Below are 16,518 nucleotides of genomic sequence, written 5' to 3'. Positions count from 1 at the left end.
CACAGTTCACAGGGCCGCTTTCCTATCTCACCATAGATGGCGATGATAAGTTCCGTAAGATCGATGCAATGATGTGATTCCAATGCGATATGATCTGAGCACGCTGCCGCTTGCCACGCTTCTGCCTGCCGTCGTCAAGTCGGAAGACATGCTGGCGCGTCTGGATGAGCGCGTGCTGAGGCATGCGGTGGCGAATGGCTTTCGCGAGCGTGGACATTTTTTCGATGCTGCCGGTGCGCTCTGGGTGGGCGGTGAACTCGTACATGTCGAGGATCTCGTTCTGCATGATGCGCGCATGGATACGCGCACCCCGACTCATGAATTGACCATCGCCCATTCGGTGCTGCGTAGCCGTCGCCGCCTATGGGCCGCCGATCCGTCCTGGGGGCTGGAGCCGGCTGGCCTTGCCGTGCTGCGCGGCGAGGTCGGCGAGACCGACGAGGGTAGCACGCCGCGTTCGACCTCTGCCCGGGCCATCGAGCCTGACGAGCCGGAGGACGGGGAGGATGATTTCGGCGTCGATTTCGCCGAGATCGACGCGATCCTCGCTCGATCCGACAAGATTCTGAATGGCGGCGTTCCAGAACCTCGGCAGCCGATTATCGACGCCCAGGATCCCCTGGCACTCATCCGAGACGAGGATTGGGATGAGGATGAGCGGCTGGACAGCTGGCGTGCCGTCATTCGCGAGGCGGATCTGCTGCCGGCCACCTTGGGGGCCGCGGTGCTCTTCGATGCCTGGGAAAGGATCGAGCCTCTGCGGCGGCAACATTGGCTCGGTGGCTTGCTGCCCAGCGCCTATCTGCGCAGCCGGGGCAAGGTTACGTCTCATCTCTTCTGCCTGAATGTCGGCCTGAAGGCCGTCCGACATGACCGCCGGCGCGCACCCGATCGCACTACGCGGCTGACGGCGTTTCTCGAGGCCATGGCGCTTTCGGCCGATTCGGGCCTGAAGGAACTCGACCGGCTTTCGCTTGCCAAGCTGCAGATGGAAGTACGACTCAAGGATAGGCGATCGAACAGCAGCCTGCCCGAGGTCATCGATATCGTGCTATCGCGGCCGATCGTTTCGGCGAAAATGATCGCGCGCCATGTCGGCATTACCTCGAGGGGCGCGCTCAATCTGGTGACCGAACTCGGCTTACGCGAAATGACGGGGCGCGGGCGCTATCGGGGCTGGGGCGTGCTCTGATGGGCTGCAACGGGCGGTTTGGGTAGAACCGCCGTTTCTTGCAACCACAACCCTGGTTTTTCGTCCAATGTTACAGTTTGTTACGCTAAGTGGCGCTAAAATGGACAAAATTTAATGCCCATACCAAATTCCTAAGCGACACGATGCAAGCTAAGGTCGCGCCATGAATAGCGGGGGATCGCCGATCACCCGGGCTTTGAAGAAAGGTGCATGAATGGCTCGGACGTTTCGGGTCGTCGTTTGGTTGGCAGTGATTGGCGCAGTCGCGTATGGCGCCTATGTGACCCGCGATCGTTGGCTTGCGCCGGCGGAGAAACTACTCGGTTATCAGAGCGCGACCGCGCCGGGGGAGCAAGCCCAGGGTGAGCGCCGCGGCGGTCAGGGGCAGGGCGGCGGCAGGCGGCGCAGCATGTCGCAGTTCAGTGGACCGGTTCCCGTGCTGGCCGCCGATGCGACGACCGCCGATGTGCCCGTGTACATCAATGGTGTTGGGTCGGTGAAGGCCCTGAATACAGTGACGGTGCGCCCGCAGGTCAGCGGACGAATTGTCGAAATCAATTTCGTCGAGGGCCAGGACATCAAGAAGGGCGACGTCATCGCCCGCATCGACGATTCCGTCTATAAGGCGCAGCTCGATCAGGCGATCGCCAAGAAGGCGCAGGACGAAGCTCTGCTCGCGGGTGCCCAGCGCGATCTAGCCCGCTACCAGACGATGGTGAAGAGCGCATCCGGCACGCAGCAACAGGTCGATACGCAGACCTCGTTAGTGGCGCAATATACCGCGCAGGTCCAGGCGGATGTGGCTGCCATCGAGAGTGCGCAGGCAACGCTCGATTATACGACGATCAGGGCAGCCTTCGATGGGCGCACCGGCATCCGCAACGTCGATGTCGGCAATCTCGTCAGTTCGTCCGATGCGACCGGTATCGTGACGCTCTCGCAGATCAAGCCGGTCTCCGTGCTGTTTTCCATTCCGCAGCAACAGCTTGCCCGCGTCAATGTGGCAAGTGCGGCCGGAACGCTTTCCGTCCAGGCCTTGGGCAACGACGGCGAGACGGTGGTCGACAATGGTTCGCTCGGTGTGGTCGACAATCAGGTCGATCCCACCACCGGCACCGTCAAGCTGAAGGCGAATTTTCCGAACGAAAAGCTCGCGCTATGGCCCGGCGCCTTCGTCAACGCCCGACTGCTCGTGGAGACGCTGAAGGGCGTCACCGTCATCCCGAGCGGCGCCGTGCAGCGCGGGCCGAACGGCACTTTCGTCTATATCATCGGCCAGGATCAGACCGTTGCGATGAAGCCGGTGAAGGTGCGACAGCAGGACGATACGCTTGCCGTCATCGCCGATGGCGTGACGCCCGGCGACAAGGTTGTGACAACGGGCTTTGCACGGCTGCAAAATGGATCGAAAGTGCAGATTTCGACCAATCCGGATCAGGCGTCGCCGGCTGCTCCGGCACCCGACAATAACGGACAGCCTGTTGCAGAGAACGACCAACAGAATGCTGCTCCAGGCACCGCGAATGCGGGCGAACGTCCGCATCGCCGCCACAATGGCCAAGGTGGAAACGGCGGCCAGGGCGGCCAAGGTGGGCAGGGCGGTGCCGGCGGCCATAATGGCCATCGCGGCCAGGATGGTCAGCCTGGCGCCAGCAGCGCGCCGGGCGCGGATACGGGCGGGGGCTCGGCCGCCAATAATTCTTCCGCTACGCCGACGCAGCAGCAATGAACGTCTCGTCGCTCTTCATCTCCCGACCGATCGCCACCTCGCTTCTCGGGGTGGCGGTGCTATTGGGCGGCATTCTCGGCTTTCTCTTTCTGCCCGTCGCGCCGCTGCCGCAGGTGGATTTCCCGACGATCCAGGTGACGACGCAGCTTCCAGGTGCCGATCCGGATACGATGGCGGCGCTGGTAACGGCGCCGCTGGAGCGGCCGCTCGGCCAGATCCCGTCGCTTGCGTCGATGACCTCATCGAGCGCCTTCGGTATCAGCCAGATTACGCTGCAGTTCGATCTCGGCCGCGATATCGATGGTGCGGCTCAGGACGTGCAGGCAGCGATCAACGCTGCCGGCTCGACCTTGCCACGCACGCTTCCCTATCCGCCGACCTATTCGAAGGTGAACCCGGCCGATACGCCGATCGTGACCCTGGCGCTGCGCTCCAACAGCTATTCAATTCGCGAGCTCAGTGATTTTGCCGATACCATGATGGCGCAGCGCTTGAGCGAAGTGTCGGGGGTCGGCGACGTCAACATCCAGGGCGGCGTCAAACCCGCCATCCGCATCCAAGTGGATCTGCCGCGTCTCGCTTCCTATGGTCTTGCCCTGGAGGATATCCGCACCGCCATCACCGGTGCAAGCGTTGCCGGCGCGAAGGGTTCGCTCGATGGCACGCAGCAAAGCTTCACGCTTGCCGCCAACGACCAGATCGTCGATCCGAACGTCTATAAATCGGTCATCGTCGCCTATCGCAACAACGCACCAGTGCAGTTGAAGGACGTCGCGACTGTCGTCGAAGGACTGGAAAACAACCGTGTCGGCGCCTGGTATCAGGGACAGCCCGCCGTCATTCTCGATATCATGCGCCAGCCGGGCGCCAACGTCATCCAGACCGTCGAGAATGTCCTGAAGCAGATCCCGAAGCTGAAGCAGGCGATGCCGGCCGGCGTCTCTCTCGATATCGTCAATGATCGCACGGAGACCATCCGCGCCTCGATCCATGATGTGCAATGGACGTTGGTCATCAGTATAGGTCTCGTCATCCTCGTCGTCCTGCTCTTCTTGCGGACGATGACGGCGACCTTCATTGCCGGTGTTGCGCTGCCGCTGTCGCTGATCGCGACCTTCGGCGTCATGTGGTTCGCTGGCTTCAGCCTCGACAATCTCTCGCTCATGGCGCTGACGATCGGCACCGGCTTCGTCGTCGACGACGCTATCGTGATGATCGAGAATATCGCCCGCCATATCGAAGAGGGCGAAAACCCGATGCAGGCGGCCCTGAAGGGCGCCGGCGAGATCGGCTTCACGATCATTTCGCTCACCGTCTCGTTGGTGGCCGTCTTCATTCCGTTGCTGTTCATGACCGGCATTGTCGGCCGTATGTTCCGCGAATTCGCACTGACGCTCACCATTGCCGTGGTCGTGTCGGCCGTGGTCTCGCTGACACTCACGCCGATGATGTGTGCGCGCATCCTGCGCAAGCCGAAAGAGCATCAGGGCGGCTTTCTGGCCGGCGCCGACCGTTTCACCGACTGGATGGTCGAAGGCTATCGGCGCAGCCTTGTCTGGGCCGTGGATCGCAGCCGCCTCATGCTGCTAGTAACTGTGGTGACGCTGGCTGCGACGATCGCGCTCTATGTCGTCATCCCCAAAGGATTCCTGCCGGCTCAGGACACGGGCCTGATTACAGCAGTGATCGAGGCCGAGCCGACGACCTCCTTCGAAACCATGAAGCAGATCCAGGCTGACGTGACCTACCGGCTGCGCAAGGATCTGGATGTTACCGGCGTCGTTGCCGTCATCGGTGCCAGCGCCAGCAATCTAACGCTGAATACCGGCAATCTCAGCCTCGTCTTGAAGCCGCGCAGTGAGCGTACCGCCTCCGCCGATCAGATCATCGACAGGATGCGCGACGAGGTGACAGGCATGCCCGGCATTCACGTCACCTTTCAGAGCGTGCGCGACATCTCGATCAGCACCAGAGCCAGCCGTGCGCCCTATCAATATACATTGACGGGCACGGACACGAACACGGTCGTCGACTGGTCGCAGAAGCTCGCGCAGCGGCTGCAGGAAAGCCCGAAGCTGATTGATGTCGCCTCCGAAGTGGAGATGGGTGGCGGGCGCATCTTCGTCGACGTCAATCGCGAGACCGCCTCGCGCCTCGGCGTGTCGATGCAGGCCGTCAGCGATACTTTGAATGATGCCTTCGGCCAGCGGCAGATCGCGACAATCTATGGGCAGGCCAACCAGTATCGCGTCATTCTGGAGGCTGCGCCACAATATCAATCCGACCCGAAATCCCTCGACAAGCTCTATGTCGCCGGTGCCAGCGACACCCAGGTGCCGCTCAACGCCTTTACGACGGCGAGTTTCACGACCGCGCCGCTGGTCATCAGCCATGACGAGCAGTTTCCGGCCGTGACGCTCAGCTTCGACATCGCCAAGGGCGCGTCGCTCAGCGATGCCGTCGCCGAGATCAAGGCGGCGGAGCTGGACATCGGCATGCCCGACAATATCCAGCGCAAATATTCCGGCGATGCCGAGGAGTTCGCCTCGTCGCTCGCGGGCGAGCCCTGGCTAATCCTGGCGGCTATCGTGACGATCTATATCGTGCTCGGCCTACTCTATGAGAGCGCCGTCCATCCGGTGACGATCCTTTCGACGCTGCCTTCGGCCGGTGTCGGCGCGCTGCTAGCGCTGATGCTGTTCGGGCAGGACCTGTCGATCATCGCGCTGATCGGCATCGTGCTCCTGATGGGTATCGTCAAGAAGAATGCGATCATGATGATCGACTTCGCGCTGGAGGCGGAGCGCAAGGAAGGTCTCGAGCCGCGCGAGGCCATTCTGAAAGCCTCGATCCTGCGTTTCCGGCCGATCATGATGACGACGCTCGCCGCGCTCTTCGGGGCCTTGCCGCTGGCGCTGGCGCAGGGCACGGGCGCAGAATTGCGCATTCCGCTCGGCATCACCATCATCGGCGGCCTCGTGCTTTCACAGTTGTTGACGCTCTATACGACGCCGGTGATCTATCTTGCCTTCGAGCGTCTGCGCGCCAAGGTCGTCGGCCGCACCAGCGGCACACCGAGCGTCGAGATGAACGAATTGGCGGGTGACGAGAGATGAATATCTCCGAGCCGTTTATCAAACGCCCTGTCGGGACGACGCTTCTGGCGATCGGGCTGATGATCCTCGGCATCGTTGCCTATCGCTTCCTGCCGGTTGCAAGCCTGCCGACTGTCGATCTGCCGACCATCGTCGTTTCCTCAAGCCGCCCCGGGGCCGATCCGGCCAGTATGGCGGCGAGCGTGGCCTCTCCGCTGGAGCGTCACCTCGGAACCATTGCCGGCGTCACTCAAATGACGTCCGTCAGCTCGCTCGGATCGAGCACGATCATCATCCAGTTTGACCTGTCGCGCAGCGTCGATGGTGCCGCGCAGGATGTACAGGCGGCATTGAACGCGGCTGCGACGGACCTCCCCGGCGATCTGCCCACTCTCCCGTCCTTTCGCAAGATCAATCCGGCGGCGGCTCCCGTTCTGATTCTCGCACTGACATCGGACAATGTCCCAGCAAGCGCCATCTATGATGCAGCCGATACGGTGGTCGTCCAACGCATCTCGCAGGTGGATGGAGTCGGCGGCGTGACGGTCGGTGGCGCCGACCAGCCGGCGGTGCGTGTCAGGCTCAATCCCGATCGGCTTTCGGCGATGGGCCTGTCGCTCGATGCCGTCCGTACAGCGATCGTCAATGCCAACGTGCTCGGTCCTTTCGGCTCCATCGACGGTGCCGGCGGCGCTTTCTCCGTCGCTGTCAACAGCCAGTTGAAGACGCCGGAAGCATTCGGGCGGATCGTGGTGCGCAGCGGCGATGGCACGGCGGTTCGCCTTTCGGATATCGCCACTGTCGAGCCAGGTGTACGCAACAGCCGCTCGGATGCCTGGTATGACGGCAAGCCGGCTGTGCTGCTCAACATCACCAAGCAGGCGGACGCGAACGTCATTGCCACCGTCGACGGCGTCAAGCAGCTCATCCCGGAGCTGAAGCGGCTCATTCCGGCCGGAGTGAATGTTTCCATCCTTTCCGACCGCACGACGACGATTCATGCCAGCGTCAACGATATGCAATGGACGCTGCTTGCGACAATCTGCCTGGTCATGGCCGTGGTCTTCGTTTTCCTCCGAAGGGCAATGCCGACCTTTGCCGCCGGCGTGACGGTGCCCCTGTCGCTTGCCGGCACTTTTGCCGCGATGTGGCTCTTCGGGCTGTCAATCGACAATCTCTCCCTTATGGCCCTTGCCGTTTCCGTCGGCTTTGTCGTCGACGACGCCATCGTCATGATCGAGAACATCTACTCCAATCTGGAAAACGGCATGAAGCCCATGCGGGCAGCACTCGAAGGGGCGAAGCAGATCGGTTTTACCGTCGTTTCGATCAGCCTGTCGCTGCTTGCCGCCTTCATCCCGCTATTCTTCATGGGCGGTATCGTCGGCCGGTTCTTCCAGACCTTCTCACTGACGCTCGGCTTCACCATCGTCGTTTCGACACTGGTATCCCTCACGCTGACGCCGATGATCTGCGGCCATCGCCTGCGCCAGCACGATATCGATGCTCGACCAGGCCCGTTCGGTCGCATCGTCGAGGGGACGCTTGGCGCCGTTACGAACTTTTACGGCCGCACGCTGCGGGCTGTGCTGCATCACCGCCTCCTTTCGGTCGTCGTCATCATCGCTTGCGTGGTCATGACGGGCTATCTCTACGTCAAGGTTCCGAAAGGTTTCATTCCGCAGGACGACACCGGCTTTATACAGGGCGGCACGGAGGCTGCGACCGATATTTCTTATCCGGCCATGGTGAAGCTCCAGCAGCAGGCGGCGGATATCGTCGCCAAGGACCCGGCGGTGTCGGGTGTCGGCTCTTCTGTCGGCGGGGGAGGCTTTTCCAGCTCCGTCAATCGTGGCCAGCTTTTCATCTCGCTAAAGCCGGAATCGGAGCGTGCGCCGACCGCCGATATCATAGATCGGCTCCGCAAGCAGCTGATGGCGGTTCCAGGCCTCAGCACATTCCTGTTTTCGCCGGGCGATATCCGCGCCGGCGCGCGCCAGTCGCAATCGCAATATCAATTCACGATCTGGGGTGCGAACTACGACGAGCTGGTGCAATGGGCGCCCAAGGTGATGCAACGCCTGCAGACCCTTCACGAGCTGACCGATGTTGCCACTGACAGGCAGCCGAACGGCCTGCAGGCGACCGTCAATATCGATCGTACTCTCGCTTCTCAGCTCGGCGTCAGCATCCAGTCCATCGATTCAGCGCTCAACAACGCCTTCGCGCAGCGGCAGATCTCGACGATCTATACGCAGCGCAACCAATATCGTGTCGTATTGGAGGCGAATCCCGACTATGCGCTCGATCCCCACGATATTTCCAAGCTTTACGTGCCGGCCTCCGGCGGCACGCAGGTGCCGCTGAGCGCAGTGGCGTCCATCGACCGGACGCTGGCGCCGCTGGTGGTCAATCACCAAGGCCAATATCCCGCCGTCACCATCTCCTACAATCTGGCGCTCAATACGCCGCTGCAGGTCGCGAACGACGCCATCCAGAAGGCGGTACTCGACATGCATCTGCCCGATACGCTGCATGCGGACTTCGCGGGCGATGCGGCGAGCGTTACCCAGTCGTCCGGCAGCCAGCCCCTGCTGCTCCTGGCGGCATTGCTGACGGTCTATATCGTTCTCGGCATTCTCTATGAAAGCCTAGCACACCCGCTGACGATCATCTCGACACTGCCCTCGGCCGGCCTCGGCGCGCTGCTGGCACTTGCGATCAGCGGCACGGAGCTGACGATCATCGCCTTCATCGGCATCATTCTCTTGATCGGCATCGTTAAGAAGAACGGCATCATGATGGTGGATTTCGCCCTGCAGGGCGAGCGCACGCTCGGCTTGCCTTCGGAAGAAGCCATCTATGAGGCATGCCTCAAGCGTTTCCGCCCAATCCTAATGACGACGCTTGCAGCACTTATGGGCGCCATTCCGCTGATTATCGCAACCGGCCCCGGCGCGGAGCTGCGCCGCCCGCTCGGGATCACCATCGTCGGTGGCCTTGTCGTGTCGCAGGTGCTGACGCTCTATACCACGCCGATCATCTACCTGATGCTTGCCAAGCTGCACGCAAAATGGTCGCCGAAGGCGCAAGCCACGGCGGCGGCTCCTGCTTCGTCGAGCTAACGAGCCACACACTCTCTCAAGGAGCGCGGCCGGCGCATATGAAATGAGGTCGCTGCGGTGTCCACTTCTCCTCGAGGGGAGAGGAAACTTGTAAAACCAAAAAGGCTCCCGCGGTAATCCGGGAGCCTTTTTCATTGAGGACACCGCCCGCTTCTCGATACCGAGGGCGGGCGGTGTTTCGTTAATGCGTCGTGGTACCGCTATCGGTCGCCGGCGTTTCCTGTGTGGTCACCGGACCGATCCTGCCCTTGAAGATGCGGCGGACGGAGACGAAGAGCAGCGGGATGAAGAAGATACCGAGCACGGTTGCCGAGATCATGCCGCCCATGACGCCGATGCCGATCGAGTTCTGGCTGCCGGAACCCGCCCCATTGGCGATCGCCAGCGGCAGCACGCCGAGAATGAAGGCGAGTGAGGTCATCAGGATCGGGCGCAGGCGCTGGCGCGATGCTTCCAGCGTGGCGTCGATCAGGTTCTTGCCCTGGTTCTGCTGCTCGATGGCGAATTCGACGATCAGGATGGCGTTCTTTGCAGCCAGACCGATGGTCGTCAAAAGGCCGACCTTGAAGTAGACGTCGTTCGACTGGCCGAACAGGGTTGCGGCCAAGAGCGCGCCGAAGATGCCGATCGGCACCGACAGCATGACGGCGAGCGGGATCGACCAGCTCTCATAGAGAGCGGCAAGAGCCAGGAACACGACCAGGATGGAGATGGCGTAGAGCTGGCTCGCTTGGTTGCCCGAGAGCTTTTCCTGGGCCGAGAGGCTCGTCCATTCGTGGCTGAAGCCCGGCGGCAGGCTCGCCATGATCTTGTCGATCTCGTTCATGGCATCGCCGGAGGAGACGCCCGGCGCGGCCGCGCCCTGGATTTCGACGGCGGAGGAGCCGTTATAGCGCTCCAGGCGCGGCGAACCGTAATTCCATTCGCCGTTCGAGAAGGCCGAGAAGGGCACCATGTCGCCGCTGGAGTTGCGCACGTACCAGCGACCGAAATCCTCGGGCTGCATGCGGAAATCCTTGTTGGCCTGAACATAGACGGGCTTCACACGACCACGGTCGATGAAGTCGTTGACATAGGTGCCGCCCCAGGCGGTCGACAGGGTCGAGTCGATATCCGCCAGGCTGATGTTCAGAGCGCTCGCCTTTTCCTCGTCGATGTTCAAGGAGAATTGCGGCGTATCTTCCTGGCCGTTCGGGCGAGTGCCGAAGAGCTTCGGATTCTTGGCGGCCGCCCCCAGCAACTGGTTACGGGCAGCGATGAGTGCCGCATGACCCGCGCCGTTTATATCCTTGATGAAGAAGTCGAAGCCACTCGAGCTGCCGAAGCCGGGGATGGCCGGCGGCGCCAGCGCAAAGACGTTCCCGTCCTTGATCTTCGAGAAAGCGCCCATTGCGCGGCGCGCGATCGCTTGCGCCTTGGATTGCGGTGTCTTGCGCAGGTCGAAATCCTTCAGCCTCACGAAGACGAGGCCGACATTCTGGCCCTGACCGCTGAAGCCAAAGCCGGCGACAGCGAATGCACCTTCGACATAATCCTTCTCGGTATTGAGATAATAGTCCCTCACCTGGTCGAGCACGGCCTTGGTGCGTGAATCCGTGGCGCCTGGCGGTAGCTGAATGGCGGTCAGCAGAATGCCCTGGTCTTCATCCGGCAGGAAGGAGCTCGGCAGGCGGTTGAACAGAGCCGCAACGGCACCGCCAACGAGGACAAATATCAGCAGGAAGACGATGCTGAGGCGGATCATGCCGTGAACGCCGCGCTGGTAGCGATGCGTTGCCCGCTCGAAGTTGCGGTTGAACCAGCCAAACAGACCGCGCTCTTTGGCGCCATGCTTGGGCTTTCTCAAAATGGTGGCGCAAAGGGCAGGCGTCAGGATGAGGGCGACGATGACGGACAGCACCATCGCGGAGACGATCGTCACCGAGAACTGCCGGTAGATGACGCCGACCGAACCCGAGAAGAAGGCCATCGGGATGAACACGGCCGAAAGCACGGTAGCGATGCCGATTAGCGCGCCGGTGATTTCCTGCATCGATTTAATCGTCGCCTCGCGCGGCGACAGTCCCTCTTCCTCCATCACGCGCTCGACGTTCTCGACAACGACGATGGCATCGTCGACAAGCAGGCCGATGGCGAGCACCATGCCGAACATCGTCAATGTATTGATCGAGTAGCCGAATAGCGCCAGCACGCCGAAGGTGCCGAGAAGTACGACCGGGACGGCAAGCGTCGGGATGAGCGTGGCGCGGATGTTCTGCAGGAAGACGAACATGACGATGAAGACGAGTACGATCGCTTCGAACAGCGTCTTGACAACGTCCTCGATCGACAGCTTCACGAAGGGCGTCGTATCGTAGGGATAGACGATCTCCACATTCGGCGGCAACGTCTGGCTGAGATTGTTGATGGTCGTGCGGACCGCTTCCGCCGTGTTGATGGCGTTGGCGCCCGAGGCGAGCATCACGGCGAGGCCGGCAGAGGGATGGCCGTTATAGGTGCTGGACGTCGTGTAGCTCTTGGCGCCGAGTTCGACCGAGGCGACGTCATTCAGGCGAACCAGCGAACCGTTCGGCTGGCTCTTGAGGATGATGTTGTTGAACTGCTCGGGCGTCTGCAGGCGGCTCTTGGCCGTGACGGTCGCATTGAGTTCCTGGCCCTTGCGCTGTGGCAATGCACCGAGCTGGCCGGCCGAGACCTGCGAGTTCTGTGCCTGGATGGCAGACACGACATCCGACGTCATCAGCTGGTATTTGGCAAGCTTGTCTGGATCGAGCCAGATGCGCATCGCGTAGCCGGAGCCGAAGATCTGTGTGTTACCGACGCCCTCGATGCGCTTCAGCGTGTCGTTGAGGGTGCTGTCGACATAGTCGGCAAGGTCGTTCGAGTTGAGCTTGCCGTCGGTCGACACGAAGCCCACGACCATCAGGAAGTTCGACGTCGACTTGGAAACCACGATACCCGTGGATTGCACGGTCTGCGGAAGCTGTGCGGTGACGAGCTGCAGCTTGTTCTGCACCTGCATCTGCGCGACGTCGGGATCGGCCTTGTTGGTGAAGGTCAGCGAGATCGAGGCCTGGCCCGTCGAGGTCGAGGTCGAGGTCATGTAGTCGAGGTTGTCGATACCCGTCATGCCCTGCTCAATGACCTTGGTCACCGAGTTTTCGACGGTTGCCGCGTCAGCCCCGGAATAGGTGGCGCTGATGCTAACGGTCGTCGGCGCGATTTGCGGATATTGCGAAATCGACAGCGAGAAGATCGAAAGTGCGCCCGCCAGCATGATGACGATTGCGATCACCCAGGCAAAGATCGGCCTGTCGATGAAAAAACGAGACATCGTCTAACCTCACTTCTGGACGCCGGAGGCGGCTTTCGCATCGGTCTTTTCAAGGCCGGCCTGCTCCGAAGACGGCTTGCTATCGGCGGCAGATTGCTTCACTTCGCCGGTTGCATCGTCGATCGTTACCGGAGAAACAGTCACTTCCTGACCATCACGGACACGCTGAACGCCCTCGACGATCACGCGGTCGCCGTCAGCGACGCCCTGGTTGACAAGCCAGCTGTTGCCAATGCTACGTTCCACCTTCAACACACGCTGCTGCACCTTGCCATCCGCGGTCACGAACATGGCGATCGGTTCGCCCTTCGTGTTGCGCGTCACGGCGCGCTGCGGCACCAGGAAGCTGTTTTCGGCAATGCCTTCCTGAATGGTGGCGCGAACATACATGCCCGGCAGCAGGATGCGATCCGGATTCGGAAAGACAGCGCGGACGGTGATCGTGCCGACCGTTTCCGCAACGGAGGATTCGGCAAACTGCAGCGTGCCGGTTTCCTTGTACTGGCTGCCATCTTCGAGCGTCAGATGTACGGAAACGTTGTTTCCACTGGTCTTGAGGCGGCCTTCCGCGACGGCGCGGCGGAATTCAAGCAGGTTTGTGCTCGACTGCGTGACATCGACATTGATCGGATCGAGCTGACGGATGGTTGTCAGCGCAGTCGTCTGATCGGCGGTGACGAGAGCGCCGACCGTGACCGTGGAGGCATCGACGCGGCCGCCGATCGGCGCACGCATCTTGGTGTAGTCGAGATTGATGCGTGCCGTTTCCAGCGCAGCCTTTGCGGATGCCACGTCGGCATTGGCCTGGGCCAATGTGGAAATCGCGTCGTCGAGGTTCTGCTTGCTGACCGCGTCCTGCTGAGTGAGGCTCTTGTAGCGATCGACCTTCGACTGCGCGCTCGGCAAGGCGCCCTGCGCCTTCTGCAAGGCGGCGGCGGCGCTGTCATAGGACGCCTGGTAAGAGGACGGATCGATCTCGTAGAGCACGTCGCCTTCCTTGACTTCGCTGCCTTCCTTGAAATTGCGGCTGCGGATGATGCCGCCGACCTGCGGGCGCACTTCGGCGACAAGATAGGCGCTGGTGCGGCCCGGCAGCTCGGCGGTGATGGCGACGGATTGCGGATGCAGCGACATCGCGCTGACCTCTGTCTTGACGACGGGGGCATTGTTTTGCGCGGAATTCTGCTGGTTGCAGCCAGCCAGCAACATCGCAGCAATCAATCCTGCGGCGGTCAGCGAAGAGCGGCCGATTGAAAGGCTGTTGGTTGTCACCGGATATGCGAGCGCAGAAGTGGGAGGAGCGGGCTTTCGCACGTTGCTATTTCCTGTTGCCTTATTTATAGTACCAAGTCGTACTGAAAATATTTATACAGCGTCAAATGTCAATCGTATTCGGTTGTGGGGATCGAGACGGCGTGCTGACAAAGGAACGAACAGACCAAGCTGCCAAACGCCGTCCGCGCGGCCGTCCGAAAACCGTGACCGACGAGGAGCGCCGCGCGGAGATCGTCCGAGAGGCGCGCGCGATCTTTTACGAACTCGGATATGCCGGCACAACCATGGATTTGGTTTCTAGCCGATGCCGGATTTCGAAACAGACCCTCTACAGGCTCTTTCCGAGCAAGACCGATCTGTTTGTGGCCATCATCGCCGAGCATCGCGCATCCATGCTGGCCCTGCCGCGGCCGGAGGACGAGGACTTGCCGTTCGACAAGGCGCTCGAGCAGATATTCATGATAGATATCGATGAAGATCAGGAGCGTGAACGGGACGCTTTTATTCATCTCGTCATCAGTGAATCGCAGCAATCTCCGGAGATCGCGATGTTGCTGCACACTTACGGCGGCAAGCAATCGCAGCGGATGCTGGCGGATTGGCTTCTCGAGCAACAGCGGCGCGGCATGATCGAGATTGCCGATGCGGAAAGCGGTGCGCGCATGCTGATGAGCATGATCTTCGATGCGATGATCTCGAGGCCGGGCCGTCCGAAGGATTGGACGGACCGCGAAATGCGGCTGCGCCATCTGCGTCATTGCATCGCAATCTTTGCTGCCGGCGTCCGGCCGCGCAAGGGCAGCTGCTAAACCGCGCCGCGATCTTTAAAATCCTTGGGCTTCGAGTTTGTACATGTTGCTGTCGCAAAGCCGTTACGGCTCTGCGCGGCATGCGCTAACCTCGTCGTCCCGACTCACCACATAAGAAAAATGCCGATATGGCCTGGGGAGCCATACCGGCATCATTCCTTATCCGGCAAGGGCCGGAATTACTTGAATTCAGTGTGCCACCACTTTTGCTGTGTCCGTTCCCTCTTCGAACAAGGGATTGGGCAAGCCATTTTCATACATTTCCTGCAGCACGGCCCCGAGCGCCAAATCTAGGCACCAGACCGGGAATTCCGCGTTCAGGTTTTTGGCGCTTTGCCGTGCATAGGTGATAAGCCGAGCGATTGATGCCAGTTCCTTGAGTGACTCAGGATCCTGGTATGCTCCGTCGATCGGAAGTGCTGCTGTCATTTCGTACCCTCTATTGCCCCCGTCCCCGGCAGACGAATCGTGTCTGGCCGGGAACATGAGGAAACCGTAACGAATGTTTTGCAGCTTGGCGCGTGACATGCAGCGTGACACGACGCTTGGTTGCGGCAAAATTCTGCCCTTACTGCTTCTAAAGGGTCAGGCGCGGGGAAAATTGCAGCGAGGACCAACCTTAGCGGATCACTTGATTGGCGAGATCGACCTCGCACGTCGATTTTCGCAGTAATCCTCCGCCGGTCCAAAGCATCGTCTTTCGGCTTGCCTCGGATCGGCCGGATCGCCATTCTTGCGGCAGGCGCAGCCTTAGTTGCGCAAGGCGGCCGACACGTCCGTTACATGCGGAATGTGACTTGGCAGAACATCGGAAGCATTTGCCAATGACTTGATCAGCGTCAGCACGGACTGGCGAATGCTGGGATCGGTGATCTTCATAAATGCCTTGTTGAGGCTCAGGCCTTCCTTGGACGTCAGGAAATCCGACAGATCCTCCAGACCAGTGATCGCACCAAGGCCATCAGTGTTCAGCGGCTGTGAATTGTCCTGCTGGAAAAAGAAGGCAACCGGTACGGCCAGCACGCCGGCAATGGCCTGCAGCCGGCTCGCGCCGATGCGATTGGTGCCCTTTTCGTATTTCTGTACCTGCTGAAACGTCACGCCGATCTGTTCGGCAAGCCGCTCCTGACTCATGCCAAGCATGAGACGGCGCGTGCGCACGCGAGAGCCTACATAGGCATCGATCGGATTCGGTACTTTTGCACTCACTGCGCAATCTCCTTATCACTTAGGGGCTGGTGGAAACACCATGCTCGTACCCTTCTCGGGAAGGGACGCGTCCTTCATCTGCCCGCAAAATGTGCGTTAAATATGAGTGTAACTCAACTAAAGGTCTTTTGCTGCAAAGTTTTTATAGCCCGTTGTCCGCATAAACTGCAGAAAAGCCGATCCGCGTCAATGCGGATTGAAGATCGAGGACGGCTTGCAACTGTAGACAGGGCAGAGCGGGTTATCTTTCGTGGGAACGTAAGAGCGGCTAGCATAGTCGGAGATGTCGCATTGCCCGCGGCCGGCTACATAGCGGTCGTAGAGAACGGGGCCGCCACGGGACGATGGATAGCGTAGTATCACCGCACGTTCGGCCGCGATAAGTTGCTGCACCGATGCACAGGTCTTGCCAAGCGACTCGTACCGGGAAATCGCCGATGCCGGCCCCGCTATCGTGATCATCATCAGAACAAGGGCTGCGGCAATGATCCTCATCGTTGATCCCTCCCAACGAAAGCGTTCCTTCCTAGATAGTCGCGATGCGGGAAATGCCAAGACGGAGGAATGCTTCTCGTTGTACGAAAATCGGGCTTTCCGTCGCCGCTGCGGCAAACCGCACGCATTCGAAGCCAACAGGCGATAGCCAAAGAGTACTTTCAGTTCAATGACAGGTTGGGCGTGCATGTCTTTCCTGCTTCAGGAGGAAGCGCGTACCGGGCCGCCGTCAATCGGTGCCGGTACACAAATGGA

At 60.7% G+C, this 16,518-nt stretch carries 11 protein-coding genes; 6 read left to right on the top strand and 5 right to left on the bottom strand.

Translation table 11 applies throughout. The features are described from left to right. Positions 1-82: 82 nt before the first annotated feature. From ACYJRZ_RS22300 to ACYJRZ_RS22285, 4 genes are all read left to right on the top strand, one after another. Positions 83-1,192 carry an RHE_PE00001 family protein gene (locus ACYJRZ_RS22300; RefSeq protein WP_459462635.1) on the top strand — a complete coding sequence of 370 codons (1,110 nt, stop codon included), beginning with the start codon at positions 83-85 and terminating at the stop codon, positions 1,190-1,192. Positions 1,193-1,406: 214 nt separating this feature from the next. Then, the gene (locus tag ACYJRZ_RS22295; protein WP_459462633.1) at positions 1,407-2,921 is read left to right on the top strand and encodes an efflux RND transporter periplasmic adaptor subunit; all 1,515 of its coding nucleotides are present in this window, start codon (positions 1,407-1,409) and stop codon (positions 2,919-2,921) included. Further along, entirely contained in the window at positions 2,918-6,037 is a 3,120-nt protein-coding gene (locus ACYJRZ_RS22290) for an efflux RND transporter permease subunit (protein ID WP_459462631.1), read from the top strand. Before ACYJRZ_RS22295 ends, ACYJRZ_RS22290 begins: the two co-directional genes overlap by 4 nt. Then, positions 6,034-9,141: an efflux RND transporter permease subunit gene (locus tag ACYJRZ_RS22285; RefSeq protein WP_459462630.1), complete on the top strand. Its 3,108-nt coding sequence runs from the start codon at positions 6,034-6,036 to the stop codon at positions 9,139-9,141. Before ACYJRZ_RS22290 ends, ACYJRZ_RS22285 begins: the two co-directional genes overlap by 4 nt. 181 nt (positions 9,142-9,322) lie before the next feature. On the opposite strand, the gene ACYJRZ_RS22280 is transcribed toward ACYJRZ_RS22285, so the two are convergent. Both ACYJRZ_RS22280 and ACYJRZ_RS22275 read right to left on the bottom strand, forming a co-directional pair. Continuing rightward, the gene (locus ACYJRZ_RS22280; protein WP_459462628.1) at positions 9,323-12,475 is read right to left on the bottom strand and encodes an efflux RND transporter permease subunit; all 3,153 of its coding nucleotides are present in this window, start codon (positions 12,473-12,475) and stop codon (positions 9,323-9,325) included. A gap of 9 nt (positions 12,476-12,484) precedes the next feature. Then, the gene (locus ACYJRZ_RS22275; RefSeq protein ID WP_459462626.1) at positions 12,485-13,789 is read right to left on the bottom strand and encodes an efflux RND transporter periplasmic adaptor subunit; all 1,305 of its coding nucleotides are present in this window, start codon (positions 13,787-13,789) and stop codon (positions 12,485-12,487) included. A 101-nt stretch (positions 13,790-13,890) separates the two neighbouring features. Between ACYJRZ_RS22275 and ACYJRZ_RS22270 the strand changes: the two genes are divergently transcribed. Beyond that, positions 13,891-14,559: a TetR/AcrR family transcriptional regulator gene (locus ACYJRZ_RS22270; protein ID WP_459462624.1), complete on the top strand. Its 669-nt coding sequence runs from the start codon at positions 13,891-13,893 to the stop codon at positions 14,557-14,559. A 189-nt stretch (positions 14,560-14,748) separates the two neighbouring features. Here ACYJRZ_RS22270 and ACYJRZ_RS22265 read toward each other — a convergent pair whose 3' ends face one another. The 3 genes from ACYJRZ_RS22265 to ACYJRZ_RS22255 form a co-directional block, all read right to left on the bottom strand. Beyond that, positions 14,749-14,988 carry a hypothetical protein gene (locus ACYJRZ_RS22265; protein WP_459462622.1) on the bottom strand — a complete coding sequence of 80 codons (240 nt, stop codon included), beginning with the start codon at positions 14,986-14,988 and terminating at the stop codon, positions 14,749-14,751. Between the two features lie 321 nt (positions 14,989-15,309). Beyond that, entirely contained in the window at positions 15,310-15,768 is a 459-nt protein-coding gene (locus ACYJRZ_RS22260) for a helix-turn-helix domain-containing protein (RefSeq protein WP_459462620.1), read from the bottom strand. A gap of 186 nt (positions 15,769-15,954) precedes the next feature. Continuing rightward, positions 15,955-16,263 carry a hypothetical protein gene (locus ACYJRZ_RS22255; RefSeq protein WP_459462618.1) on the bottom strand — a complete coding sequence of 103 codons (309 nt, stop codon included), beginning with the start codon at positions 16,261-16,263 and terminating at the stop codon, positions 15,955-15,957. A 69-nt stretch (positions 16,264-16,332) separates the two neighbouring features. On the opposite strand from ACYJRZ_RS22255, the gene ACYJRZ_RS22250 reads away from it, so the two are divergent. Continuing rightward, positions 16,333-16,518 (top strand): hypothetical protein (locus tag ACYJRZ_RS22250; protein WP_459462616.1); only part of this gene is annotated, 186 nt, incomplete at its 3' end.

It is taken from the genome of Rhizobium sp. No.120, from assembly GCF_054558365.1.
This window is presented reverse-complemented; position numbering and strand designations above follow the sequence as displayed.